Annotated in this window: 24 protein-coding genes and 1 tRNA gene; 7 read left to right on the top strand and 18 right to left on the bottom strand. The window is 71.6% G+C overall.

Annotation, left to right across the window (positions count from 1 at the left end; genetic code table 11):
- Positions 1 to 49: 49 nt before the first annotated feature.
- The 3 genes from ORG17_RS13800 to ORG17_RS13790 form a co-directional block, all read right to left on the bottom strand.
- Positions 50 to 1,900: a thiamine pyrophosphate-binding protein gene (locus tag ORG17_RS13800; RefSeq protein ID WP_250892300.1), complete on the bottom strand. Its 1,851-nt coding sequence runs from the start codon at positions 1,898 to 1,900 to the stop codon at positions 50 to 52.
- Between the two features lie 152 nt (positions 1,901 to 2,052).
- Positions 2,053 to 2,979, bottom strand: a complete 927-nt coding sequence (locus tag ORG17_RS13795; RefSeq protein ID WP_214526780.1) for a sugar phosphate isomerase/epimerase family protein — start codon at positions 2,977 to 2,979, stop codon at positions 2,053 to 2,055.
- On the bottom strand, positions 2,976 to 4,133 hold the full coding sequence (locus ORG17_RS13790) for a Gfo/Idh/MocA family protein (RefSeq protein WP_250892301.1): 1,158 nt from the start codon (positions 4,131 to 4,133) through the stop codon (positions 2,976 to 2,978). Before ORG17_RS13790 ends, ORG17_RS13795 begins: the two co-directional genes overlap by 4 nt.
- Positions 4,134 to 4,209: 76 nt before the next feature.
- Between ORG17_RS13790 and ORG17_RS13785 the strand changes: the two genes are divergently transcribed.
- The 3 genes from ORG17_RS13785 (at position 4,210) to ORG17_RS13775 (ending at position 6,629) form a co-directional block, all read left to right on the top strand.
- Positions 4,210 to 5,631: a glucose-6-phosphate dehydrogenase gene (locus ORG17_RS13785; protein ID WP_214526781.1), complete on the top strand. Its 1,422-nt coding sequence runs from the start codon at positions 4,210 to 4,212 to the stop codon at positions 5,629 to 5,631.
- A gap of 29 nt (positions 5,632 to 5,660) precedes the next feature.
- Positions 5,661 to 6,446, top strand: a complete 786-nt coding sequence (locus ORG17_RS13780) for a dienelactone hydrolase family protein (RefSeq protein ID WP_214526782.1) — start codon at positions 5,661 to 5,663, stop codon at positions 6,444 to 6,446.
- Between the two features lie 110 nt (positions 6,447 to 6,556).
- Positions 6,557 to 6,629: transfer RNA gene (locus tag ORG17_RS13775), tRNA-Arg, on the top strand.
- Positions 6,630 to 6,788: 159 nt separating this feature from the next.
- Here ORG17_RS13775 and ORG17_RS13770 read toward each other — a convergent pair.
- From ORG17_RS13770 to ORG17_RS18410, 4 genes are all read right to left on the bottom strand, one after another.
- Entirely contained in the window at positions 6,789 to 7,421 is a 633-nt protein-coding gene (locus ORG17_RS13770; protein ID WP_051596854.1) for a TetR/AcrR family transcriptional regulator, read from the bottom strand.
- 92 nt (positions 7,422 to 7,513) lie between these two features.
- Positions 7,514 to 8,194 carry a gamma subclass chorismate mutase AroQ gene (gene aroQ / locus ORG17_RS13765; RefSeq protein ID WP_301565315.1) on the bottom strand — a complete coding sequence of 227 codons (681 nt, stop codon included), beginning with the start codon at positions 8,192 to 8,194 and terminating at the stop codon, positions 7,514 to 7,516.
- Positions 8,191 to 8,412, bottom strand: a complete 222-nt coding sequence (locus ORG17_RS13760; protein WP_214526783.1) for a hypothetical protein — start codon at positions 8,410 to 8,412, stop codon at positions 8,191 to 8,193. Before ORG17_RS13760 ends, aroQ begins: the two co-directional genes overlap by 4 nt.
- A gap of 29 nt (positions 8,413 to 8,441) precedes the next feature.
- The gene (locus ORG17_RS18410; protein ID WP_214526784.1) at positions 8,442 to 10,103 is read right to left on the bottom strand and encodes a glycoside hydrolase domain-containing protein; all 1,662 of its coding nucleotides are present in this window, start codon (positions 10,101 to 10,103) and stop codon (positions 8,442 to 8,444) included.
- 300 nt (positions 10,104 to 10,403) lie between these two features.
- On the opposite strand from ORG17_RS18410, the gene ORG17_RS13750 reads away from it, so the two are divergent.
- Positions 10,404 to 11,384, top strand: a complete 981-nt coding sequence (locus ORG17_RS13750; protein WP_214524376.1) for a DUF3137 domain-containing protein — start codon at positions 10,404 to 10,406, stop codon at positions 11,382 to 11,384.
- Between the two features lie 153 nt (positions 11,385 to 11,537).
- On the opposite strand, the gene ORG17_RS13745 is transcribed toward ORG17_RS13750, so the two are convergent.
- The 5 genes from ORG17_RS13745 to ORG17_RS13725 all read right to left on the bottom strand — a co-directional run bounded on the left by ORG17_RS13745 (position 11,538) and on the right by ORG17_RS13725 (position 16,859).
- Positions 11,538 to 12,632: an alkene reductase gene (locus ORG17_RS13745; protein WP_214526785.1), complete on the bottom strand. Its 1,095-nt coding sequence runs from the start codon at positions 12,630 to 12,632 to the stop codon at positions 11,538 to 11,540.
- 64 nt (positions 12,633 to 12,696) lie between these two features.
- Positions 12,697 to 12,909 carry a hypothetical protein gene (locus ORG17_RS13740; protein WP_027466129.1) on the bottom strand — a complete coding sequence of 71 codons (213 nt, stop codon included), beginning with the start codon at positions 12,907 to 12,909 and terminating at the stop codon, positions 12,697 to 12,699.
- A 51-nt stretch (positions 12,910 to 12,960) separates the two neighbouring features.
- Entirely contained in the window at positions 12,961 to 13,404 is a 444-nt protein-coding gene (locus ORG17_RS13735) for a MarR family winged helix-turn-helix transcriptional regulator (RefSeq protein WP_017888357.1), read from the bottom strand.
- 134 nt (positions 13,405 to 13,538) lie between these two features.
- Positions 13,539 to 16,133: an MMPL family transporter gene (locus ORG17_RS13730; protein WP_214526786.1), complete on the bottom strand. Its 2,595-nt coding sequence runs from the start codon at positions 16,131 to 16,133 to the stop codon at positions 13,539 to 13,541.
- 87 nt (positions 16,134 to 16,220) lie between these two features.
- On the bottom strand, positions 16,221 to 16,859 hold the full coding sequence (locus ORG17_RS13725; protein WP_027466131.1) for a TetR/AcrR family transcriptional regulator: 639 nt from the start codon (positions 16,857 to 16,859) through the stop codon (positions 16,221 to 16,223).
- 185 nt (positions 16,860 to 17,044) lie between these two features.
- On the opposite strand from ORG17_RS13725, the gene ORG17_RS13720 reads away from it, so the two are divergent.
- Complete coding sequence (locus tag ORG17_RS13720) at positions 17,045 to 18,526, top strand: mannitol dehydrogenase family protein (protein WP_214526787.1); 1,482 nt, start codon at positions 17,045 to 17,047, stop codon at positions 18,524 to 18,526.
- A gap of 84 nt (positions 18,527 to 18,610) precedes the next feature.
- On the opposite strand, the gene ORG17_RS13715 is transcribed toward ORG17_RS13720, so the two are convergent.
- Complete coding sequence (locus ORG17_RS13715; protein ID WP_214526788.1) at positions 18,611 to 19,168, bottom strand: GNAT family N-acetyltransferase; 558 nt, start codon at positions 19,166 to 19,168, stop codon at positions 18,611 to 18,613.
- A gap of 102 nt (positions 19,169 to 19,270) precedes the next feature.
- Here ORG17_RS13715 and bla point away from each other — a divergent pair, with 102 nt between their 5' ends.
- The gene (bla, locus tag ORG17_RS13710; protein ID WP_372443736.1) at positions 19,271 to 20,173 is read left to right on the top strand and encodes a class A beta-lactamase; all 903 of its coding nucleotides are present in this window, start codon (positions 19,271 to 19,273) and stop codon (positions 20,171 to 20,173) included.
- Between the two features lie 46 nt (positions 20,174 to 20,219).
- On the opposite strand, the gene ORG17_RS13705 is transcribed toward bla, so the two are convergent.
- Both ORG17_RS13705 and ORG17_RS13700 read right to left on the bottom strand, forming a co-directional pair.
- Entirely contained in the window at positions 20,220 to 21,209 is a 990-nt protein-coding gene (locus ORG17_RS13705) for an alpha/beta hydrolase (RefSeq protein WP_111057625.1), read from the bottom strand.
- A 59-nt stretch (positions 21,210 to 21,268) separates the two neighbouring features.
- Positions 21,269 to 22,201: an NADP-dependent oxidoreductase gene (locus tag ORG17_RS13700; RefSeq protein WP_214526790.1), complete on the bottom strand. Its 933-nt coding sequence runs from the start codon at positions 22,199 to 22,201 to the stop codon at positions 21,269 to 21,271.
- Positions 22,202 to 22,305: 104 nt separating this feature from the next.
- On the opposite strand from ORG17_RS13700, the gene ORG17_RS13695 reads away from it, so the two are divergent.
- Positions 22,306 to 22,800 carry a MarR family winged helix-turn-helix transcriptional regulator gene (locus ORG17_RS13695; RefSeq protein WP_301565313.1) on the top strand — a complete coding sequence of 165 codons (495 nt, stop codon included), beginning with the start codon at positions 22,306 to 22,308 and terminating at the stop codon, positions 22,798 to 22,800.
- A 70-nt stretch (positions 22,801 to 22,870) separates the two neighbouring features.
- Here the strand turns inward: ORG17_RS13695 and ORG17_RS13690 are convergent, their stop codons facing one another.
- The 3 genes from ORG17_RS13690 to ORG17_RS13680 form a co-directional block, all read right to left on the bottom strand.
- Positions 22,871 to 23,062 carry a hypothetical protein gene (locus tag ORG17_RS13690; RefSeq protein WP_110862603.1) on the bottom strand — a complete coding sequence of 64 codons (192 nt, stop codon included), beginning with the start codon at positions 23,060 to 23,062 and terminating at the stop codon, positions 22,871 to 22,873.
- Between the two features lie 55 nt (positions 23,063 to 23,117).
- Positions 23,118 to 23,687 (bottom strand): GNAT family N-acetyltransferase, encoded by a 570-nt coding sequence (locus tag ORG17_RS13685; RefSeq protein ID WP_214526792.1) that lies wholly within the window; start codon positions 23,685 to 23,687, stop codon positions 23,118 to 23,120.
- 76 nt (positions 23,688 to 23,763) lie between these two features.
- Positions 23,764 to 24,000: a hypothetical protein gene (locus tag ORG17_RS13680; protein ID WP_214526793.1), complete on the bottom strand. Its 237-nt coding sequence runs from the start codon at positions 23,998 to 24,000 to the stop codon at positions 23,764 to 23,766.
- Positions 24,001 to 24,111 lie beyond the last annotated feature (111 nt).

The raw sequence follows: 24,111 nt of genomic DNA, 5'->3' as shown, positions 1-24,111 counted from the left end.
AGACGCACAGGCGACTCGCCAGACCCCGTCGCAAGTCGTCACACGACGTTCACACGGCCGTCCCCTGCGCTCGCCCGACCCGGTTCAGTCGCGGCCGAGGGCGCCCTTCACCCGCTCGGTGACCTCGGTCGCCATCGCCTTGGCGGAGTCCTTCACCACGTCGAACTCGACCGGGTCGCCCTTCAGCAGGCTCTTCGCCGTGTTGATCGCGTACTCCTTCGTGATGTGCGGGGGCAGCGGCGGGACACTCCGGCTGACGTACGCGTCGATGAGGGTCACCCCCCTGGTGGGCGAACGCCCGATCGACCGCCGCCTCGACCTCGGAGTCCTCGTGCACGGCGATGCCCTGGAACCCGAGCAGCGTCGCGTACCCGGCGTAGTCGATCGACTCGACGTCCTGCGAACCGCGCCACATCGGGTTGCCGTCCTCGGTGCGCATCTCCCACGACACCTGGCCGAGGTCGTCGTTGTGCATGACCACGATGACGAGCTGCTGGTTCGGCCACGCCGCCAGGTACTTCTTCACGGTGATCAGCTCGTTCATGCCGAGCATCTGGAAGGCACCGTCGCCGATCGTGCACACCGCCGGACGGTCCGGGAACGCGAACTTCGCCGTCACCGCGTACGGCATGGCCGCGAGCATCGTCGCGAGCCGGCCGGACATGTCGCCGCGCATGCCCTCGCGCAGCCGGATGTGGTGGCCGTACCAATCGGCGGTCGTGCCGGCGTCCGCGGTGACCGTGACGCCGTCGGGCAGCCGGTCGTTCACGGCCTGGATCACCCGGCGCGGGTTCACCCCGTCGTCGTAGGCGACCTCGGACTGCGCACGCATCTCCGACTCCCACTCGCGCATCTCGTGGGCGACGGTCTGCTGGAAGGACCTGTCGGTCTTCTGCTCGAGCAGCGGGAGCACGGCGTCGAGGGTCGAGCCGACGTCGCCCCACAGGTTCAGCTCGGTCGGGTACCGCAGGCCGAGCTGCTCCGGCTTGATGTCGACCTGGATGCCCCGGGCCTGCCCCGACTTCGGCATGTACTCGCCGTACGGGTAGTTCGTGCCGAGCAGCACGAGGGTGTCGCAGTCGCGGATCTGGTGCAGCGACGGCAGCGACCCGAGCAGCCCGAGCTGCTGCGAGTGGTACGGCACGTCGGACGGGATCACGTCCTTGCCGCGGAGCGCCGTGATGATCCCCACGCCCGCCTTCTCGGCGGCGGCGAGCACCTGGGCCGTCGCACCGCGCGCGCCCGCACCGACCAGGAACGTCACCTTCGACCCGGCGTTGATGATCTCCGCCATCTTCCGGACCTCGTCGGCGGGCGGCGTGATCCGGGTGGACGCGGGGACGTCGCTCGACCGCGAGGCCCAGTGCTCCAGCGGCGGTGCGTCGTACTGCATCGCCTGCACGTCGTGGGGCAGCACGACGACGGCCGGCTGCTTGCGGAGCGACGCCGTGCGGAACGCGGTGTCGAGCACCACGCCGACGGCCTCGGGAGTGGCCACCGTCTGCACGTAGCAGGCGACGTCGGCGAACACGCGCTCCAGGTTCGACTCCTGCTGCGTGAACGACCCCATCGCCGCGAGCCCCTGCTGGCCGACGATCGCCACCACCGGCTGGTTGTCCATCTGCGCGTCGTACAGCCCGTTCAGCAGGTGGAAGGCACCGGGACTCGACGTCGCGACGCAGACCCCGACCTCGCCGGTGAACTTCGCGTGCGCGGTCGCCATCAGCGCCGCGATCTCCTCGTGCGTGGGGCGGACGTACTCCAGGCCGTCGCCCGTCGACGCCGCCTTGCCGAGCGCGCCGTCGAAGGCGCCGATCCCGTCGCCGGGGTACCCGAACACGCGGGAGACCCCCCACGCCTTGATGCGGTCGATGACGAAGTCGCTCACGGTCGTGCTCATGGCACCAGCGTGCGCGGGCGCGCACGGGTCCGTTCACAGGCACCGGACTGGAGGCGCGGATCACGTGACCGACGTCGGTCACGTGATCCGCGCCTCCAGACCAGGGCGCCTGTGCTGGCTGGTGCTCGGTGTCGGCTCCTGCTCGGTACCGGCTACGGCTCCTGCGCGATCAGCGGACGCAGCGTGCGGTGCGCGATGCGCAGCCCCTCGAGCACCCTGTCGTCGGTGCCGCCCCAGAGCGGGTCCTCGTGCTCGACGCTCAGCGTGCCGTCGAAGCCGGCCTCGTAGAGGCGGTCGACGACGCGCGGCCAGTCCACGACACCGCGGCCCGGCACGCGGAACCGCCACCAGCCCATGTCCCACGGGTCGTCGCCCTTGTCGACCTTGCCGAAGAACCCGTACTCGTTGCGCCGCTCGGGGAAGAGCTCGAGGTCCTTCGCCTGGGCGTGCACGATGTGCTCGGCGAACGGCAGGATCGTCTCGACCGGGTCGATGCCGATCCACGTCAGGTGCGACGGGTCCCAGTTCAGCCCGAAGCCCAGACCGGTCACCCAGCCCCAGAGCTCGGGGGAGTACGCGAGGTTGCCGGGGTACCCGTCCGGGTGCCAGCCCTCCATCACGCAGTTCTCGATGACCAGCCGCACGCCGCGCTCGCCGGCGTAGTCGACGAGCTCGGGCAGGACCCGGTTCCCCTCGGCCATGTTCTCGCGGACGGACTTCGTGGTGTCGCGGCCGATGAAGGTGCCGACGTACGGGATGCCGAGCGTCTGCGCGGTGTCGATCGCGTGCTCGAGGTGGTTCCGCACCGCTGCACGGTGCTCCGGGTCCCGGTGCAGGTTGTTCTCGTAGTAGGCGAGCGCGGAGATCTCGAGCCCGGTGCGGTCGAGCAGGTCGCGGGTGGCCAGGGCGTCCTCGTCGGTGAACGTGGCGACCGGCAGGTGCGCCGCCTCGAAGTCACGGCCGCCGGTGCCCGGCCAGACGGCGACCTCGAGCCGCTCGTACCCCTGCTGCTGGGCGAACCCGGCGATCCGGTCGAGCGACCAGCCGGGCAGGCAGGCGGTCAGCATGCCGAGCTTCACCGGATCTCCCGCCAGGTCGTCTCGGCCGCGCTGCCGATCACGGCCTCGATGATGTCCGCGGAGCGGGCGCCGTCCGCGAACGTCGGCAACCCGTCGGGGGCCACCCCGGTGCGGACCGCGGTGTAGGTGTCGGCGACGAAGGCGGCGAAGGCGTCGAGGTACCCCTGCGGGTGCCCGGCCGGCACGATCGCCAGCCGGCGCTGGTCCGGGTACCCCTGCGACGGGTCGCGGACCACGATCTGCGCGCCGCGCTCGTTGCCGAACCAGGCCGACTCGGGCTGCTCCTGGTCGAAGGCCGCGCTGCCGCGGGTGCCGTCGACCTCGAACCACAGGCGGTTCTTGCGGCCGGAGGCGACCTGCGAGATCACGACGTTGCCGATGCGGCCCGTGGCCGTGCGGAAGGTGGCGACGGCGGTGTCCTCGGTGGTGACCTCGGCGCGTTCGGCCGCGTCGGCCACCGGGTCCGGGTCCGGGGAGCCGGAGAACGACGGACCGGACGCCGCCGGCCGGGTCGGGTAGACGATGTCGGTCGCCGCGGACACCGAGGCGAAGCGCTCACCCGTCACGAACTCGACCAGGTCGCACCAGTGCGAGCCGATGTCCGCGAACGCGCGGGACAGCCCGCTCGAGCTCGGGTCGACCCGCCAGCTCGAGGCGTCCTCGTCGAGCATCCAGTCCTGCAGGTAGTGGCCGTGCACCGCGAGCAGTCGGCCGAGCTCCCCGTCGGCGATGCGCGCCCGGATCTCGCGGACCATCGGGTGGTACCGGTACACGAACGGCACCGTGGCCACGACACCGGCCTCGGCAGCGGCGGCGACGAGTTCGGCGGCCTGCGCGGGGTCGATCGCCAGGGGCTTCTCGCACACCACGTTGATGCCGGCCGCGATCACCGCGAGCGCCTGCGGGTGGTGCTGGTCGTTCGGGGTGCAGATGTGCACGACGTCGGGGGCGTCGGCGATGACCTCGTCGAGGGAGGCGTAGCCACGGGGCAGGTCGAGCTGCGCCGCCACCTGCTCCGACCGGGCGGCGTTCCGGCCGAGCACACCGAGGACCTCGGCACCGGAGGCCCGGGCCGCCCGGGCGTGGACCCCGGCGATCATGCCCGTCCCGACCACGGCGACACGGAGGCGTCGCCCTTCGTACCCACTGCTCATGGTGCTCCCTCGCGCCGGACTGACACCACCGTAGCGGCCCGGCCGTCCCCGGGGGACGGTGAGTACGGTCTGGTGCATGTCGAGCCTCCAGACCAGCCTGCTCATCCTCGGAGCCAGCGGCGACCTGTCCAAGCGCCTGCTCCTGCCCGGCCTCGCCACCCTGCTCCAGGTGAAGGACGACTGGGACGTCCAGCTCGTCGGGGCCGGTGTCGAGGACCTGTCCGACGCCGACTGGAAGGCGCAGGTGCGCGAGTCCTTCGAGAACGCGCAGGCGTCCAAGAACGAGGAGGACGAGGGCGCCTCGGGGGAGACGTCACTGCAGGACCGATTGCAGGCCGTGGTCGACGCCTCGACCTACCGGAAGGCCGACGTCACGGACCCCAACGACCTGCGAGCGCTGCTCGCCGCGTGCGAGCACGACCCCGCGATCTACTTCGCACTGCCGCCGGCGGTCACCGAGAAGAGCTGCGAGCAGCTCGCCCACCTCGACCTCCCCGCCGGTACCCGCCTGGCGCTCGAGAAGCCGTTCGGCACCGACGCCGACAGCGCCTCGCACCTCAACGACCTCCTGCACTCGTTCATCCCCGAGGAGCGCATCCACCGCGTCGACCACTTCCTCGGCCGCTCCACCGTGCTCAACCTGCTCGGGCTGCGCTTCGCCAACCGCATCATCGAGCCGCTGCTGTCGTCGCAGCACGTCGAGCGCGTCGACATCGTCTACGACGAGACCCTCGGGCTCGAGGGTCGGGCGCGCTACTATGACAAGGCCGGGGCGCTCACCGACATGATCCAGAGCCACCTGCTGCAGGTGATGGCCGTCGTCGCGATGGAGGCCCCCGCCTCGATCAAGGCCGACGACCTGCGCACCCAGAAGGAGCTCGTGCTGCGGGCCGTCCGGCCGTGGGGCGGCGACGTCGTCACCGCGGGCAAGCGCGCCCGGTACACCGCCGGCACCGTCGGGGACCGCCAGCTGCCGTCGTACGTCGACGAGGACGGCGTGGACCCGTCGCTCGGCACCGAGACCCTCGCCCAGCTCACCCTGGAGATCGCGAACTGGCGCTGGGCCGGCGTCCCGTTCACCCTGCGGTCCGGCAAGGCGCTCGCCGCGCAGCGCCGCGAGATCGTCATCACGTTCAAGGACTCCCCGCACGTGCCCGAGGGGCTCACCGGCACCGAGCTGCCCGACCGGCTGCGCATCTGGATCGCCCCGGACGAGATGCAGCTCGAGCTCAACGTCAACGGCGCCGGTGACCCGTACACGATCGACCACACGAGCCTCGAGGTGACCTTCAACCCCGGGCGTCTGAGCGCCTACGGCGAGGTGCTGGCCGGCGTGCTCGAGGGTGACGCCACGCTGTCGGTCCGCGGTGACAGCGCCGTGCAGGGCTGGAAGGTCGTCGGCCCGTTCCTCGACGCGTGGAAGGCCGGCAAGGCGCCCCTCGACGAGTACGCCGCCGGGTCCGTCGGCCCCGACGGCTGGGACAACATCGAGGCCTGACCCCGGGCGGCGGCGTAGCGTCGGGCGACGTGAACACCACCGACGACGTCCTGCAGACCGTTCCCGAACCCGCCGGCGCCGACATCCGTGTCGACGACGTCTCCTACGACCACGAGGGCACCGAACTGCTCGGCGTGCTCGCGAAGGACGCCGCGATCGCGGGCCGTCGTCCGGCCGTCCTCGTCGTGCACGACTGGCACGGCGTGAACGAGCACGTCCAAGCACGGGTGACGATGCTCGCCCGACTGGGCTACGTCGCCTTCGGCGCGGACATCTACGGAGCGGGCGTCCGCCCCGGTGACGACACCGCGGCCCAGGTCGCCGGCGGTTTCTACCAGGACCTGCCGCTGCTGCGCGCCCGCGCCACCGCCGGACTCGAGCGACTGCTCGCCGACCCCGACGTCGACCCTGCCCGCGTCGTCGTCATGGGGTACTGCTTCGGCGGCTCGACCGCACTCGAACTCGCACGGACCGGGGCCGACCTGGTCGGTGCCGTGGCGTTCCACGGCGGCCTCATCGCGCACGACCCCTCGGACGCCGCCGACATCCGGGCGAAGCTGCTCGTCCTCACCGGGGGCGCCGACCCCGTCGTGCCGGACGAGGCCGTGCACGCGTGGCAGGACGAGATGCGGGCGGCGCCGGACGTCGACTGGCAGGTCGTGACGTACTCGGGCGCGATGCACGCGTTCGCGGTGCCCGGTACCGACGCCCCGGACCACGGCGCGCAGTACCAGGAGCGCGCCGATCGCCGATCGTGGCAGGCGCTCCGGGTGTTCCTGGCCGAGGTGTTCGACGAGGAGCCCGCGGCGCTGTGACGGTGCGGCCGTCGGAGACCGCTCGCGACACGCCGAGCACGGGGGCCGGAGCGCCTCGATTGGCGCCCGGGCCGCACCTGTTGTAGAGTCTTCCACGGCCGCAAGGCCACGCGCTCGTAGCTCAATGGATAGAGCATCTGACTACGGATCAGAAGGTTGGGGGTTCGAGTCCCTTCGAGCGCACAAGCAAGCAGGACGAAGAAGGGCCCCGGTGGATTCCACCGGGGCCCTTCTTCGTTCATCAGCAGCGTTCGCGCCCGGGTCCACCCGTCGCGCGTCACGTCCGTGCGACTCGGTGAGCAGGAACGGTCGAGTCCCGGAGCCGGACTCGACCGTTCCTGCTCACGATGTGGCGGGGGAGTACGGCTGGGCCGCCGCGATGACCTCCGACGCACCGGCGATGCCGAACGACGTGAAGAGCGGTGCCCACAGGGCCTTGAGCTGCGCCACGAGCTCGTCGTCGGTCAGCTGCGTCGAACCGTCCACCATGCCCAGCGTCGTGTTGAGGAGCAGCAGGACGGACGGCTGGACCGCTGCCGCGTCGACGTCCGCCGCCGCGACCCCGGCGCTGACGAGCTCGCCCCGCGTCATCTCGAACCAGTCGAAGCCGCGTGGCACCGGCACGCCGGCCTTGCCGAGTTCGTGCAGGAGCCGGACCGCGCCGCCCGCCACCGAGCCCCGGCGGACGTCCATCCCGGTGGTCAGGAGGAACACCGTCAGCCGCTCGATGCCGGGCTGCGCGGGGAGTGCGTCGAAGAGTTCACGCCAGCGCTGCTGCTGCAGTTCGATGACGGCCGTCGCCAGGTCCTTCTTCGACGGGAACAGGTGGTACCCGATCGCCGACTTCGGCTTGCCCATCGCCTCGGCGACGCGGGAGAACGTGGTCGCCTCGTAGCCGAAGGCCGCGAACTGCTGCCCCGCGGCGTCGATGATGGCTCGTCGAGACGCCTCCATGGCGAGCTGCCGCTGGTTCATCTGGCGCGGTGTCCTTCCTCGCCCGGAGTCGAGCGATCAGTGAACACCACATCCTAGGGCCGCTCATGATGACGGCCCGTCCCCTGCCCGCGTCAGGCGGCGCAGAACGTGTGCCAGGCCACGTCGATCCCCTTCCGGTGCAGCGAGTCGAGTCCGACGTCGAGGTGCTTCCGCTCGGCGTCCACCAGGTGTGCGCACCGGTGGTCCTGGGCGACGGTCTGGGCCTGGCCGAGCGCGGTGACCAGGTCGGTGTCGATGGCGTCGAGCTGGGGCCGGATGGTCGTCAGGTCCGGCGCCGTGGTGGGTGCGGTCCACGGGTTGTGCGTCCAGTGGTTGATGAGGCCACGCTGGACGACCTTGCTCGCGGCGATCTGCGCGCGGATCACCCGGGTGACCAGGACGGGGTCGACGCCCTGCTGCTCCGCCAGGGTCACCGCTTCGTCGACGACGGCCTGTTCGCGCACCGGGTCGGCGATCGGCTTGCCGCTGAGCCACTTCGACTCCGCCACCGGGTCGGCGAGCTCCAGCCGTCGGAGGATGAGCGCGCCGATGGTGTCGAGCTCTGCCGTCGTCGCCGCGGGACGGGAACCGTCGTGGGAGATGGTCATCGTGGAACCCGTCGGTTCGGCGGACGTGGGCAGGGGGTCGGCGTTCGCCGCCGTGGTCGGCAGGGCGATGCCCGCCGCGAGCAGTCCGAGGGCCAGGGTCGTCGCGGCGGTCCGGCGGGTGCGGTGCCGGGCGGTGGTCGGTGTGGTGGGGCGTGCGGTGTTCACGGGGTTTCCTTCCCGAACCGGCGTCGGACGCGTCGGCTCAGATCGTCGATGATCGGTTTGATGACCTCGTCGTAGAACGGGTAGACGCCGAAGTGGTCGGCGCCCTCGTCGCAGTAGCAGTCCATCGAGATCGCCTCCTCGAAGTTCGAGAAGACGTAGGTGGCACGGTGCGGGAAGGCGGCGTGCGGCTCGTCGTCACGCGGGGTCGTGGTGGTCACGGCGGTGCTCGATCCCGGTCGGCAGCCGGTCAGCCGACCAGCCGAGCCGCGGGGACGCCGGGGTCGCGCCCGGAGTCCACCACGGCGTCGATCTCGGTGGATCCGTTGCCCGACCCGACCGTGCGGTTCTGGATCTGGTTGAGCGACCAGTTGCCCGGCAGGGGCTCGAGCTGGTTGCCCGCCCAGGCCGGCGACATCCCGGCGACGAACGAGAAGTGCGCGAGTCCGGCGCTGCTCACGGCGGTGCACGTGGCGCGGGAGCCGTAGACGCCCGCCTTGTACAGGTTCCCGCGGTCCCGCAGGCCGGCGGCGACGCCACGGAAGTACGGCACCACGAGCGACTCGTCCTGCGCCGCCGAAGCGTCAAAGTCGGCGGCGAAGTAGACGGTGGTCTGCTTCGGGATCCCGAGCTGCCGGGCGGCGTCGTGGGCGCGGTGGGCGTCGCGGACACCCTGCTCCTCGGTGAACCACGAGGCAGTGAACCCGCCTTCCTCGAAGATCGGCCACAGCCCGAGCCCGGCGCTCGCCATCACACGGAGTTCGTCGGGGGTCAGGGCCTTGTCGAGCGCTCCGGACTGCTGGTGGTTGGTGAGGTAGCGGCCGACGCCGGTGGCACCGGACGCACGGACGGCGGCCGCGCGGGCGTCGTCGAGGCGCACCGCGGTGTCGGCACCGGTCGTCGCACGGTCCGGGTCGCCCGTGCTCGCGGCCAGGGCCGCCCACGTGCCGGCGTCGCACGTCCCGGTCTGCTCGGCCGGCGGGAACGCCTGGAACTGCTGGAACGCACGGACCACCGCGGCGTCCGCTGCCGAGTAGGCACTGCTGAACACGACGCGCTCGCCGTTCAGCACCAGGAGCGCCTTGACGAGCAGCACCCAGGCGCCGGTGGCCCCGACCCCGACGACGCTCGGTCCCGCGGCACGGAGCGCGGCAGCCGTCCCCGGTCCCCAGGCGCCGTCGACCGTGACGCCGACCGCGACCTGCACCGCGCGGATCGCCGCGGAGTACGTGCTCGTGTCCACGAGCCCGCTCGTGCTGCCGTACGCGCCGCCGGTCGCCTCGGCGTAGGTGCGGTTGAGGTACTGCTGCACCGCGCGCACCGCTCGGGATCCGCCGGAGGCGAGCCGGACCGGGTCGACGGTCAGGAGGGCACCGAACAGGTGGGCCGACAGCGGGAGTGCGCCGGGCTCGGCACCCAGGTCGGACCGGAGCGCCTGCACGGCCGCGACGGTGGCCGCGTCGTACTCGCCGGTGAGCGTCACGGTCGCAGCACCCTTGCAGACGAGTCCGGCCTGGACGAGCCGGCACCAGGTCGCGGCGTCGGAGCCCGTCTCGGCCCCGACGTCGCCGTGCTGCTCGAGCTTCCGACGGGTCGTCGGCCCGAGCGTCGCGACGACGGGGGAGATGCCGAGGAGCGACTGGGTGGCCTGCACGATCCCGAGCACGGTGCCGCTGCCGGTCAGTCCGTCCTCGTCGACGTGCACCCACCCGTGCAGGTGCCCGAAGGTCGTGTTGAGCCAGCGCTGCACGGCGAGCACGCCCGAGTCGGAGGTACCGGAGGAGCCGGTCGATCCGGTTGAGTCAGCCGCGCCGGACGGGGTGGCGGCGTCTGCCGGGGCCGCGAGCGCGGTCGTGACGAGCGGGACGGTGGCGGTGATGCCGATGAGCGCAGTTCGGCGCGAGATGTGCACGGGGGTGCCCCTTCAGTTGCCTCGAGCGTCCGCTGGCCGTTGATCGCACTGTGCGATGCTGATGGCCGCGGCATGGTCCGAGCAACTTCGTCCCTCAACTTGGGACGGCCCTGCAATTCGGCAGACGATCGTCTGATGAAGCGCTCAGTCCGACCTCCGCGCCCCGCCGACTACGATCCTGATCCGGAGGGGGACTCGATGGATCTGCGCTGGTTGACCGCGCCCGACGACGTTGTGGCAGCGAAGACGGCGCGCCGACCGCGGAGGCGACGCGCGCGTCGGTACGGACGATGGTGGAGCGTGCTGCTCCTGGCGATCGAGGTGCCGCTCGCCTGGCTCGCGTCCGCGCTCGTGGTCTGGGGGACCGGGCTCGTCCACAACGGTGCCGCGGCCGGCGACGTCGTCCGCTGGGCAGCCTGGTCCGTTGTGCTCGTCGCCGGCGTGATCGGCCTCGTCGTGTTCCTGGTCCGGGGCGAGCGACCTCGGCCCCTGCGTCCCGACGAAGCGCGGGCGGTGCTGACGGGGGCAGTCAGTGGGTACCCCGAGCTGCCCGTCCGACCGAAGCCGCTCGATTCGATGGTCACGCCGCGGTACTCGGGCATCCGCGCCCACCCGCGGTTCGGAAGCGCCCCCGTGCGCATCGACGGTGTCCCGGACGTCGAGTTCGGCTGTGTCCAGCGGCGCTGGATGGTCTCGCGGGACTGGACGTACCTGACCGTCCGGCTACCGGGCACGCTGCCGCACCTGCTCCTCGACGCGACGGCGAACGACGGTCGACGCAGCGACCTGCCCGTGGTGCTCCGTCACCGGCAACGGATGTCGCTGGAGGGCGACTTCGACCGGCACTTCCGCGTCTGGGCGCCGGAGGACTACGGCCAGGACGCGCTGTACGTCCTCACCCCTGACGTGATGGCAGCGCTCGTCGACCACGCGGCCGGCTGGAACGTCGAGATGGTCGATGACCGTCTGGTCTTCTCGGCGCCGGGGACCGCGGACTGGTCGCGTCCGGCCCCGTGGATGCAGGTCGAGGCAGCCCTGGACGAGGTCGTGCCGCGCATCGTGCGCGCCGCCTCCCGGTACCAGGACGACCGCTCGCTGCTCGAGGACGGGCACGCCGACGCGATCGCCGCCGCGGGGCGTCGCCTGGTGCTCCGCGACCGGCGGAAGAGCCGTCTGCGAGCGACGTGGGCGGGGGCCGCGTGGATGGGCGTCGTCTGCGCGTCCTACAGCGGGCCGTTGGCGGTCGCGGTGGTCGGGTCGATGTCGGTCCTCGACCACTGACCGTCGGCGCACGCGTGCGCGTGCCCCGGGGAAGGACGGGAGGCCCACGGCGGTGTCGCCGCGGGCCTCCCGTCCGTTCTGTCGGCGCGCCCCGCATGCCGCTGGCGCGTCATCGTGGAGCGGGGCGCGCCCGTCCGTCAGGTGGTGCGTCGACTACGCGACGGTCGCGCGCGCCTCGGCCAGCGACGGGTAGTCGGTGTAGCCCTCGGCGGTCGCGCCGTAGAAGAGCTCCGGACGGGGCTCGTTGAGCTCGGCGTCGTGCTCCCAGCGGTGCGCGAGGTCCGGGTTGGCGATCGCGGCGCGGCCCACGGCGACGGCGTCGGCGTGGTCGCCCTCGACGATCGCGATGGCCTCGTCGCGGGTGGTGAGCGACGAGAAGCCCGAGTTCACGATGAACGGCGCACCCGCGGTGCGGCGGACGTGCTGCACCAGGTCGCCGGTCGGCTCGGCGTGCAGGACGTCGACGAAGGCGAGCCCCAGCGGCGCGAGGCCCTCGGCGACGGCGGTGTAGGTGGCGCGGACGTCGGCGGCGTCGTCCTCGATGACGCCCTGGATCCCGTGCTCGGGCGACAGGCGGATGCCGGTGCGGTCGGCGCCGACGGCCTCGGCGATGGCGGTGGTGACCTCGATCGCGAAGCGTGCGCGGTTCTCGGGGGAGCCGCCGTACTGGTCGGTGCGGGTGTTCGACACCGGCGACATGAACTCGTGCACCAGGTAGCCGTTGGCGCCGTGGACCTCGACCCCGTCGAGTCCGGCGGCGATCGCGTTGCGGGCGGCCTGCACGAAGCCCTGCACGGCCTCCTGTACCTCGGCGGTGGTCAGCTCGTGCGGGACGGGCATGTCGGCCTTCGAGCCGTCGGCCAGGTGCGTCTGCCCGGGGGCGGCGATGGCGGACGGGGCGACGATGCGCGGGGTCTGCGAGATGTCGGTGTGCGAGACGCGGCCGCCGTGCATGAGCTGCATGACGATCGTGCCGCCGGCGGCGTGCACGGCGTCGGTCACGCGGCGCCAGCCGGCGATCTGGTCGTCGGTCTCGATGCCGGGCTGCCCGGGGTAGGAGCGGCCCTCCTGCACGGGCCAGGTGCCCTCGGTGATGATCATGCCGAGGCCGGCGCGCTGCCGGTAGTGCTCGACGAGCAGGTCGTTCGGGACGCCGTGCTCGCCGGCGCGGGTGCGCGTGAGCGGGGCCATGACGACGCGGTTCGACAGGGACAGGGCGCCGATGGAGGCGGGTTCGAAGAGCTTCACCTCAGGGCGAACGACGAGTTGTCCGATGCAATTCCGCCTCGGAGCACTTCTTCAGGCAGCGCGGTCAGTCGCGCGGGCACACCAGCGTCGACGAGCGGACCTGGCCCTCGGGCCGGATCACCTGGTGCTGCGAGAGGGGCTTGCCGCACAGGGGGCACCCCCGGTCGATCGTCCGGTCGTCGATGCCCTCGGGGCGACCGGCGCCGATCTGCGAGGGGCCCATCTTGTTGATGAGCGTCGTGTTCCACCGTTCGTACCACTGGCCGAAGCGTCCCACGGTGCATCCTTTCGTTCGTGCACGAACCATTATGGCACCGATGGCCGCGGATCACACCTGGTCGACGCGCTCCAGCAGCTCGGTCAGCTCGTCCTTCAGGGACTCGAGCCGGGCGAGTGGCCACCCGAGCCGGTCGGCGACGGCGAGCGGGACCGCCTGGGCCCGGTCGCGCAGGGCGTGCCCGGCGGTGGTCAGGGAGACCTCGAGCTGGCGTTCGTCGGCGGCGCTGCGGGTACGGCGGACGTAGCCGGAGGCCTCGAGCCGCTTGAGGAGCGGGCTGAGCGTCGCGGAGTCGAGCCGCAGTTCGCCGGCGATCTCGCGCACCGACCGCGGGTCCCGCTCCCACAGGGCGAGCATGACGAGGTACTGCGGGTGGGTCAGGCCCATCGGTTCGAGCAGGTCGCGGTACAGGCCGATCACGCTGCGGCTCGTCGCCGCGAGTGCGAAGCAGAGTTGCCGGTCGAGCGCGAGCGGGTCCGGGGCGGTCTGGGTCATGCGTTCAGGGTACTTCGTTCGTGCACGAAGCGGCGTGGTCGCGACCCGGGGCGGTGGGCGCGACGGCCTGGAGGCCCGGTGCCGGTCTCGTGGACCGGCACCGGGCCTCCAGGGTGGTGGCGCTGGTGCGTCGACTACGCGCGGTGCGCGGGCGGGTGGCCCGAGTCGTGCGCGTTCGCGTCGGGCTCCACGGGGAGCGCGTGGGTGCCGGTGTGCGTGTCCTCGTGGCCGGCGACCGGGTGGGTGCGCTCGAGCTTCGCGCCCTCGACGTCGACGTCCGGCACGATGCGGTCGAGCCACTTCGGGAACCACCAGGCGCTCTTGCCGAGCAGGTGCATCGCCGACGGGATGAGCAGCATGCGGACGACGAAGGCGTCGATCAGCACACCGAACGCCAGCCCGAAGCCGATCGGCTTGATGGTGGACGAGTCCGAGAAGATGAAGCCCGCGAACACGGAGATCATGATGATCGCCGCCGCCGTGACCACGGCGCGACCCGCGTGCAGACCGCGCTGGACGGCCACCTTCGCGCTCGCACCGTGGGCGTAGGCCTCACGCATGCCGGACACCAGGAACAGCTGGTAGTCCATCGCCAGACCGAACAGGATGCCGATCTCGATGATGGGCAGGAAGCTCAGGATCGGTGCCGGGTCGTGCACACCGAAGACCGAGCCGAGCCAGCCGAACTGGTAGATCGCGGTCAGCCCACCGAACGACGCCAGCACGGACAGGATGAACCCGGCGGTGGCGGTGATCGGCACGAGGAACGACCGGAACACGATGATCAGGATGATCAGCGACAGCCCGACGACCACCACGAGGTAGAGCGGCAGCACGTTCGAGAGCTTCTCGGACACGTCGATGTTCGCCGACGCGTTGCCGGCGACGCCGAGGGTGACCTTGCCGTCGTCGGTGGAGACGGTCTGCTCGCGCAGGTCCTTGACGACGTTCTCGGTGGAGACGCTGTCCGGGCCCCCGGCGGGCTTCACCTGGAACGCGATGATGTCGCGGTCCTTCGAGGCGCCGATGGGCAGCACGGCCTTCACGTCGTCGTTCTTCGCGATCGCCTGGCCGATGGTGACCTCGGTCGCGGTGACGTCGCTCTTGCTGATCGACTCCGGCAGGGTCGCCACGACGAGCAGCGGGCCGTTCTGACCGGCGCCGAACTCCTTCTCGAGCGTCTTGTAGGCCTTGTACTGGCTCGACTCGACGGCCTCGGACGAACCGCTCGGCAGGCCGAGGCGCATCTGGGTCGCGGGCAGGGCGATGGTGCCGAGCACCGCGACGCCGAGGACGAGCGTGATGACCGCGCGCCAGCTCGACATCGGCTTGTTCGGGATCCGCGTGGAGTCGGTGTTGCCGATCTTCGCGCGCTCCTTCTTCCGCAGGATCCGCATGCCGATGAGCGACAGCAGGGCCGGGGTGAACGAGGTCGCGATGAGGATCGCGAAGAGCACCGCGACCGCACCGACCGTGCCCATCAGGCCGAGGAACGGGATGCCGGTGATGTTCAGAGCGAGCAGCGCGACGATGACCGTCGCACCGGCGAACACCACGGCGTTGCCCGAGGTGCCGTTCGCGAGCCCGATCGACTCGTGCACCTGCATGCCCTGCTTCAGCTGGGTCCGGTGCCGGTTCAGGATGAACAGCGAGTAGTCGATGCCGACCGCCAGGCCCAGCATCACCCCCAGCACCGGCGTGACCGAGATGAACTCGACGACGCTCGAGAACGACAGGGCGGTGAGCGAAGCGACTCCGACGCCGAGGACAGCGCTGACGAGCGGGACCGCGGCGCCGATGACCGTGCGGAGCATCAGGAGCAGCACGATCGCGGCGATGATGACACCGCCGATCTCACCCGGGCCGAGGATCGACGGCACGCCCTGTGCGATGTCGTTCGAGACATAGACGTTGACGCCCTGGATGTCGGCCGACTCGGCGTCGTCCGCGATGGCGGTCTTCGTGTCCGCGGGGACCTCGTAGGTCGACTTCGTGAACTGCACGGTGCCGATCGCTGCGCTGCCGTTGTCCGACACGAAGCGGATGTCCTTCGACAGGTCGAGCAGGTCGGCGTTCTGGTCGAGTTCCGTCTTGCCGTCTGCCAGTTTCTTGGCCGCCGCATTGAGCTGCTGCTGGCCAGACTCCAACGTCGTCTGCTGTGCGTCGAGCTTCGCCTGGCCCGCCGCGATCTGCTGCTGCGCTGCTGCCGCTGCGGCACCGGTCAGCGCCTGAGCCTGTGCCTTCTGTGCATTGATCTGCTGCTGGGCCTGTTCGATCTGCTGCTTGCCCGCATCGATCGTCTTCTGCTGGTCGCTGAGCTTCTTCTCGTTGGCTGCGAGAGTGGCCCTGCCGTCGGTGATCTTCTTCTGGCCCTCGTCGAGCTGCTTCTGGGTGGCGAAGCCGCTCGTCGTGCCCTTGACGCCGTCGAGCTTCTCGAGGCTGGTCAGGAAGTCGTCGATCTCGGACTGCTGCGACGACGAGATCGCCTTGCCGTCCTTCGTCTCGAAGACGATCGTGCCGTTGCCGCCGTTCGCCGACGGGAACTTGTCGGCGAGCTGGTCCTGCACCTGACTGGTCTTGGTGTTCGGGATCGTGATCGACGACGAGATGGTGCCGGCGAAGAGCGTGTACGTGACGCCCGCGACGGCCATGATCGCGACCCAGGTGATGATCACGAGCCAATGGCGTCGTGCGGAGAACCGTCCGAGACGGTAGAGGAGACCGGCCATGCGGTTGCCTGCGGTCCTTTCGTTGTCAGGTGCTGGTGGTGCGGGGTGCGCCGGTGGACCCCTGGGGGATGAGGAGGTAGGGCGGTGTCAGTCGTCGGCCATGTAGCCGCTGCGGACGCTGTGCACGAGTCGGGCGAGCAGGTCGTCCCACGCGTCGAGCGCCGGCTGGTCGAGCTCGGGGCCGGACGTCGCCAGCCAGTGCTCCGCGATGACGACGATGCCGCTCATGAGCGACTCGACGAGCAGCGCGGCGTCGAGGGGGTCTGCGGCCGGGTAGCGCCGGGCGACCTCGTGCCGGAGCCGTTCGGTCACACGCGAGAACGCCGTCTGGGTCAGGACCGCGGCCTTCGGGTCGTCCTTGCCGGGGTCGCCGAGGATCCGGTACATGCTGGCGATCGCCGGAGCCAGGTCGGCGCCGCGGGCCGCGGACTCGAGCTCGTCGAACATCGACGCCCGGCTGCCGTCGCCGACCGGGGTCCGGGCCATGTCGGCGAGGAACCGGTCGATGATGACGGACAGCTCCTGTTCGCACACGGCGAGCAGGACCTCGTCGAGCGAGGCGAAGTGGTTGAACACGGTGCGGCGGGCGATGTCCGCCCGGGCGGCGAGGTCGTCCACGCTGAAGTCGCGGCCGCCGCGCTCGTCGATCAGGTCGCGAGCGGCCTGCAGGATCGCCGCACGGTGCTTCGCCTTGAGGGCAGCACGGCGGTCGGTCGCGATGGTCACGAGATGGAACACTAGGTGCATCGATGCACTCGGTGCAACGAGGTTGAGTGCATCCCCAGGTTCGTCCCCCGGAGCAGAACGCCTGTGCTGCACCACTGTTCTGCCGGAGGTGGCGGGTGCCAGACTGGACGGACGAACCGCCGCGTCACCGCTCGCGGATCCGCCGCCGTACGAAGGAGTACCCGATGCCCGTCCGCCTGTCCCCGGAGACCCTCGACGAGATCGCCGCGAGCGGTGTCGCCGTGCCCACCTACGACCGCGACGGCATCACCGCCGGCATCGTCCACTTCGGCGTCGGCGGGTTCCACCGCGCGCACCAGGCGATGGTGATCGACCGGCTCCTGCAGCAGGGCGACGCCCGCGAGTACGGCATCTGCGGCGTCGGCGTGCTCGAGCAGGACCGTCGGATGGCGACCGCGATGGCCGAACAGGGCGGGCTGTACACGCTCGTCCTCAAGCACCCGGACGGTACCCGCGAGTCCCGTGTCGTCGGCAGCATCGTCGAGTACCTGCTCGCCGTCGACGACCCCGACGCCGTCGTCGAGAAGATGGCGCATCCGGACACCAGGATCGTCAGCCTGACCATCACCGAGGGCGGCTACAACTTCGACCACGTCACCGGCGAGTTCGTCGCCGACGAGCCCGGCGTCGCGGCCGACCTGCGCGGCGACGGCCCACCCCGCACGGTGTTCGGCCTGGTGGTCGAGGCACTGCGCCGCCGACGGGACCGCGGCCTCGCCCCGTTCACCGTGATGTCCTGCGACAACATCCAGGGCAACGGGAACGTCGCCCGGTCGATGTTCACCGCCTACGCCCGGCTGCAGGACCCGGCCTTCGCGGACTGGATGGACGAGCACGTGGCGTTCCCGAACTCGATGGTCGACCGCATCACCCCGGTCACCGCCGACGAGGACCGCGCCTGGGTCCGCGACGAGCTCGGCATCGACGACGCCTGGCCCGTCGTCGCCGAACCGTTCTTCCAGTGGGTGCTCGAGGACGACCACCCCGCTGGCCGCCCGCCATACGAGGACGCCGACGTCCAGCTCGTCGACGACGTCGAGCCGTACGAACTCATGAAGCTCCGGCTCCTCAACGCCAGCCACCAGGGGCTCTGCTACTTCGGGTACCTGTCCGGGTACCGCTACGCGCACGAGGCCACGCAGGACCCGGCGATCGCGACCTTCCTGCGCCGCTACATGGACGACGAGGGCACGCCGACGCTGCACCCGGTGCCCGGCATCGACCTGGAGGACTACAAGTCGACCCTCATCGAGCGCTTCCGGAACCCCGAGGTGCGCGACACCCTCGCCCGGCTCTGCGCCGAGTCGAGCGACCGGATCCCGAAGTGGCTGCTCCCCGTCGTACGCGAGAACCTGGCGGCCGGTCGCCCGGTCACGCTGTCCGCCGGCATCGTCGCGTCGTGGGCCCGCTACGACGAGGGCACCGACGAGTCCGGTGAACCCATCGAGATCGTCGACCGGCTCGCCGAACCCCTGCGCCGCATCGCCCTGACCCAGCGCGAGGACCGCCTCGCCTTCATCACGAACCGCCAGGTCTTCGGCGACCTGGTCGACGACGAGCGGTTCGTCGCGGCGTACCGCGACGCCCTGGACGGGCTCATCGCGGACGGCGCGCACGCCACCGTGGCGCGCCTGTCGCGGTCCTGAGACGCGACCGACCGACGGACGGGAGGCCCGTGGCGGCGCCGCCACGGGCCTCCCGTCCGCCTTCTGGCGGCTGCCGTCAGCCGCTCACCGCGCGACGTCGTCCCACGGCACCGGGGTGGTCTCGCCCGTCTCCCAGTCGCGGCGCAGCACGCCGTAGCCGACCGACCCGACGGCCGAGCCGCCGTCGACGGGCCACGCCTCGCGGTAGTGGGCCTCCTGCACCCAACCGGCACGGACGAAGACCCGGCGCATGGCGGTGTTGTCCTCGCGGGTCTGCCCCTCGAAGCGCGTGATCGCCGGCATCGTCCGGAACACGTGGTCGGTCACCGCACGCAGGGCGGGGACCCCGAGGCCCCGACCCCGGAACCGACCGGCCAGGCGCAGGTCGAACAGGGGGACGGGGTCGGCCAGGTCCTCGAGGCGGACCAGACCGATCCGCCCGTGGTCGTCGTGGTCGAGCCAGGAGGTGTCGTGCTCGTCGTCGCGGTAGGCACCGGAGTCGACGGCGCTCGCCGCGTCGGCCGCGCTGATGCGGCGTCGGACGTGGAACGGGAACTCCTCCGACGTCAGGAACGCGAGCAACTCCTGGCGGTCGGCGCCGGTGGGGTCCAGGCGGGTGAGGTGGACGGCGGGAGCTGGCATGCCGCTCAGGGTAGTTGCACGGTGATCGGGCAGGCTCGGGGTGTGCGAGGTGGGACGAGGACGACGACCGCGGCCCTGACGGCCCTGGTGCTGGTCGGGTTGGTGGGGTGCTCCGGCGACCCGGGTGGGGCGTCGACCGGGCCGACGTCGTCGGCGACGGCTTCTGCAACGGCTTCTTGTTCTGGGTCGGCTTCCGAGTCCGTGGCGCCGTCGACCGACCCGACCACTGCCCGGGCCTTCGCGGCGCTGGAGCGGCGGTACGACGCACGGCTCGGGGTCGTCGCCGTCGACACCGGGGACGATCGGACGATCGCGCACCGTGCGGGGGAGCGGTTCGCGTTCGCGTCGACGAACAAGGTGTTCATCGCGGCTGCGGTCCTCGACGCCTCGTCCGACACCGACCTGGCGACCGTCGTGCACTACGACCGCGGCGATCTGCTCGAGTACGCGCCCGTGACGAGCGAGCACGTCGACACCGGGATGACGGTGCGCGAGCTCATCGACGCCGCGCTCCGCTCCAGCGACAACACCGCGGCGAACCTGCTGGTGGAGCGGCTCGGCGGGCCGGACGCCGTCGAGCGGTGGCTGCGCGGCATCGGGGACCGGACGACGCGTGTCGACCGGGTCGAACCCGACCTGAACGAGGCGACCCCGGGCGACCGACGGGACACGACGACACCGGAGCGGTTCGCGGCGGACCTCCGGACCGTGCTGCTCGGGGACGCCCTCGACGCCGCCGACCGGCGGGTGCTCCGCGAGGCGATGCTCGGCAACACGACCGGCGACGCGACGATCCGTGCGGGTGTGGACCCATCGTGGCAGGTCGCCGACAAGACCGGCACGGCGTCCTACGGGGTGCGGAACGACATCGCGGTCGTGACGCCGCCCGGGCGGGCGCCCATCGTGCTCGTCGTGATGACGAGCCGGGCCGATCCCGGTGCGGAGTCGTCGGACGCGCTCGTCGCCGCGGCGACCCGTGCCGCGGTCGCCGGGCTGGCCGACTGAGTCGCACGCGTCGCGGGATCATCGTCGCGGGACTGTCGTCGCGGGACTAGCGGAGGGTGGTCGCCCAGCGCCCGATGGCGTCGTACGCCCGTTCCCGCACCTCCGGCGCGGACAGCACCACGTCGTGCAGGGCACCTTCGAGTCGGCGGACCGTGACCTCCTCGCCCAGGGAGAGCGAGCGGTGCGCCACCGTGTCGACGTTCAGGGCGACGTCGGCGCGCGCCATCCCGGGGTCCCACCGCGGCTGGAGCATGCTCTTGTCGCTCAGCATCACCAGGGTCGGGACCCCGATGCCCAGGCCCTTCTCGACCTGTGCCTGGCCGTCGAAGACCGCGGCGAGCCACCCGGGGTGCAGGGGGAAGCCGCGCTCCGGCCGCCACTTCTGCTCGTAGGTCCACGACCCCTCGCCCTCGGCCGAGACGGTGCGGGTGTAGAAGCCGGGGTCGACGGCGGGCATCGGAGCGAGGGGGTTCCGCCGGGCACCGAGCTTGATGACCGGTGCGACGATGGCCCGGCCGACCGCGGTGGCCTGGAACTCGAGCCACGGGCTGTTCAGCACGAGGCCGTGCACGAGCTCCGGGTGCCGGGCGGCCCAGAGCGACAGGGTCAGGCCACCCGTGGAGTGGCCCATCGGGACGAGCCGGCGGCGGTCCGAGCCGGGGTGCTCGGCCGAGATCGCGTCGAGCGCGGCCGCGATGTCCTCGTCGTACACCGCCAGGTCGTCGACCATGCCCGGGGTCTGGTACGGGCGCAGGCTCCGACCGTACTTCCGCAGGTCCAGCGCGTGGAACCGGGCACCGAGCCGCTCGAGGCGTTCGGCGAGCTCGACCTGGAAGAAGTAGTCCGACCAGCCGTGCACGTAGAGCACGTCGACCCCGTGCAGGGGCCCGCGACCGTGCAGCAGCAGGTCCGTCGGGGTGTGCCGGCGGCGGACCAGGGTGGCGACGACGGGTCCCTCGGAGTCGGTGCCGAGCGGCAGTTCGAGCCGTTCGTACGGTGCTCCGAGCACGTCCTCGTGCCACCCCTGGTCCGTCATGCGCCGAGCGTATCCGGCGCTGCTGCGGGTGGTGCGGGTGCGGCGGGGTCGCGCCGCCGTCACCCGGCCAGGACCACGACCTTGCCGCTGATCCGTCCCGCGGCCGCCTCGGCGTGCAGCGACGGCAGTTCCGCCAGTGGGATGCGCCGGGTGACCTCGACCGTGAGCGCCCCGGCGTCGACCAGGGACACCAGCTCCGCCAGGCGTTCGCGGTTGCGCAGGACGAACACCGTCGCCGCCCGGACCCCGCGGGACTCGTCGCCCGGCGTGGCCATGAACGCCGTGGTGCTCACGACCGCGCCGCCGTCGCGCACGACGTCGACGAGTGCCGCGAAGTCCTGCGGGTCGATCGGGGCGAGGTTGAGCAGCACGTCGACCGGCTCCGTCACGGCGGCGCGGACGTCGGTCGTGCTGTGGTCGATCACCTCGTGGGCGCCGGCTGCCCGGACGGCCTCGATGCTGCGCGGACTCGCCGTCGCGATGACGTGGACCCCGGCGCGCACGGCGAGCTGGATCGCGTACTTCCCGACGACACCGCCGGCGCCCGTGATCAGGACCCGCTGACCCGCCTCGAGCCGCCCGTCGTCGAACAGTGCCTGCCAGGCGGTGAGTGCCACCGACGGCAGGGACGCCGCGTCGGGCAGCGGGATGCTCGTCGGTGCGGCGACCACCGCATCGGCCGGTGCGACGACGTACTCGGCCGCCCCGCCGTCGAGTTCCATCGGCAGGAACGCGATGACGGCGTCCCCGACCGCGATCCCCTCGACGCCGTCGCCGAGCGCGTCGACGGTGCCGGACACGTCGTAGCCGGGGACGTGCGGCAGCTGGACCGGGATCGGCAGGAACCCGCCCCGCATCCCGTTGTCCGCCGCGTTGAACGCCGAGGCGGCGACGCGGAGTCGCACCTGCCCGGCGCCCGGGGTGGGCTGCTCGACGTCCTCGGTGCGGAGCACCTCGGGACCGCCGACCTCGTGGAACCGTACTGCCTGCATGATCGTGCCCTTCGTCGGTGTTGCTCGTTGTGCTTCGAGTTCGAAGCAACTGACGGAGACGCTAGCACTGCTTCGAACTCGAAGCAATGGGTAGGATGGGTTCCGTGACCGATGCGCCGAACTCCCTGACCCCGACGCAGCTCGGGGCGTACTTCGCCTTCACCGAGGTGAGCAGCCTGCTGCGCCACGCGGTCGAGCGGCAGCTGCGCGACGTGGGCGGCCTGAGCTACGTGCAGTTCCAGCTGCTCGCCCGGCTCGGTGACGCACCGGGCGGGCAGCAGCGCATGACCGACCTCGCCGACGGGGTCGTCTACAGCCGCAGCGGGTTGACGTACCAGGCGCAACTGCTCGAGCAGCGTGGGCTGGTCACCCGCGGGCCCTCGCCCGACGACGAACGCAGCACGGTCGTGACGATCACCCGGGGCGGTCGTGACGTCCTCGCCGCCGTCTTCCCCGGGCACATCGAGGCGCTGCACACCCTGCTGTTCGCGTCCATGTCGGACGCGGACGTCAACGACCTCGCGCGGATCCTCGGGGGAGCGGCCGAGCACCTGCGCGCGAACCCGCCTCGATCGGCGGGCGCGCGACGGCGCAGCTGACGGGACGGCCGGGGCAGGCGGTCGTCCCCGCGCGGGTTGCGCCAGCCCGTCGCGCCGGCGGGGTCCCGGTCTAGCTGCGGGGAGCCCGCACCAGGAACAGCGTCACGGCGCCGAGGACGACAGCGGCGACGATGAGCGCCCAGGCGAGCACGATGACCGGCCCGTCCCAGGGGGTGAAGAGCAGTCCGACCCCGATCACCAGGGCCACGGCGGCGCCGATGAGGGCGAGGCGGTGCGGTCGTACCGGAGCGGTGCGTGTCACGGTGCCCACGGTACGCGCGCCGAGCTGGCAGTGCGGCGTCGAGCGGGTACGGCGGTCAGACCGTCGTGCGCATCACCCACCGCCACTTGGCGATGCGGCGGTCGCGTACGAACCCGAACTGCGTGAAGAGTTCTTCCGGTCCGGTGTGCAGGTAGGCCCCGCGCTGCGGCTTCCGCTCGACCGTCTGCTCCGGGTAGGCCTCGACGGTCCCGCCACCCGCCCGCCGGATCTCCTCGAGCGCGGTCGTGACCGCGGCGCGTGCGACCCCCTGGCCGCGGTGTCGGGACTCGACGAACACGCAGCCGATCCGCCAGTCCGGCGGCGTCGAGGCTTCCCGGGCGTAGGCGCCGGGGTTCAGGATCGTCGGCAGCTCGACCGGCCGCCCGAACTGGCACCTGCCGACCGCCGTGCCGTCGGCGTAGACGAGCACCTGGTGGTTCGTGCCGTTCCGCACGTGCCGGTGCTTCGCCTCCTGGTGGGACACCGTCGGGTCGGGCGTCCCGCGTGGACCGTCGGGGTGGAAACCGATGCACCAGCACCCGCCCCACACGCCGTTGCTGCGGGTCACGAGCGCGGCGAAGTCGGGCCATGTCTCCTCGGTGAGCATCGCCGTCGAGTACTCCATGGGCCGATGATCCTCCGGTCGAGGTGATCCCGCCACCACCGCGACCGTGGTGTCCGGAACGGCGCGCGACCGGTGGTCAGGCTGCGCCGCGCCGGGCGGCGACGAGGCCGGAGGCGAGCGCCGTGACGCCGAGCCCGATGCCGACCGCGCCAGCGAGTGCACCGAAGAACATCAGGGCACCGGCACCGATGTTCGCGCCGCCCTCGCCGGAGTCGTTCGCGTTCGCGTACCCACCGATGAACGAGGCCAGGAACGCCACGACGAGGAACGCCGTGCAGAGGATGTGCAGCACACGTGGCGCGAGCGGGGTCATGCCCGGATCGTAGCGCGGCGGTCCGGACGCGGTCGGCTGACGGCCCGGAACGGGACCACGAACGGCCTGGAGGCGCGGTGCCAGCTGGCACCGCGCCTCCAGGCCGCCGTG

Origin of the sequence: Curtobacterium flaccumfaciens pv. betae, assembly GCF_026241855.1 — a bacterium.
Classification (GTDB): domain Bacteria; phylum Actinomycetota; class Actinomycetes; order Actinomycetales; family Microbacteriaceae; genus Curtobacterium; species Curtobacterium flaccumfaciens.
Note: the sequence above shows the minus strand (reverse complement) of the source record. Positions and strands in the feature narration are given on the sequence as shown.

Excerpts from the sequence above, each read along its gene's own strand:
- ORG17_RS13800 (WP_250892300.1), bottom strand. The coding sequence starts at position 1,900 with ATGAGCACGACCGTGAGCGACTTCGTCATCGACCGCATCAAGGCGTGG.
- ORG17_RS13790 (WP_250892301.1), bottom strand. The coding sequence starts at position 4,133 with ATGAGCAGTGGGTACGAAGGGCGACGCCTCCGTGTCGCCGTGGTCGGG.
- ORG17_RS13785 (WP_214526781.1), top strand. The coding sequence starts at position 4,210 with ATGTCGAGCCTCCAGACCAGCCTGCTCATCCTCGGAGCCAGCGGCGAC.
- ORG17_RS13770 (WP_051596854.1), bottom strand. The coding sequence starts at position 7,421 with ATGAACCAGCGGCAGCTCGCCATGGAGGCGTCTCGACGAGCCATCATC.
- ORG17_RS13735 (WP_017888357.1), bottom strand. The coding sequence starts at position 13,404 with ATGACCCAGACCGCCCCGGACCCGCTCGCGCTCGACCGGCAACTCTGC.
- ORG17_RS13730 (WP_214526786.1), bottom strand. The coding sequence starts at position 16,133 with ATGGCCGGTCTCCTCTACCGTCTCGGACGGTTCTCCGCACGACGCCAT.
- ORG17_RS13720 (WP_214526787.1), top strand. The coding sequence starts at position 17,045 with ATGCCCGTCCGCCTGTCCCCGGAGACCCTCGACGAGATCGCCGCGAGC.
- ORG17_RS13715 (WP_214526788.1), bottom strand. The coding sequence starts at position 19,168 with ATGCCAGCTCCCGCCGTCCACCTCACCCGCCTGGACCCCACCGGCGCC.
- ORG17_RS13705 (WP_111057625.1), bottom strand. The coding sequence starts at position 21,209 with ATGACGGACCAGGGGTGGCACGAGGACGTGCTCGGAGCACCGTACGAA.
- ORG17_RS13700 (WP_214526790.1), bottom strand. The coding sequence starts at position 22,201 with ATGCAGGCAGTACGGTTCCACGAGGTCGGCGGTCCCGAGGTGCTCCGC.
- ORG17_RS13685 (WP_214526792.1), bottom strand. The coding sequence starts at position 23,687 with ATGGAGTACTCGACGGCGATGCTCACCGAGGAGACATGGCCCGACTTC.
- ORG17_RS13680 (WP_214526793.1), bottom strand. The coding sequence starts at position 24,000 with ATGACCCCGCTCGCGCCACGTGTGCTGCACATCCTCTGCACGGCGTTC.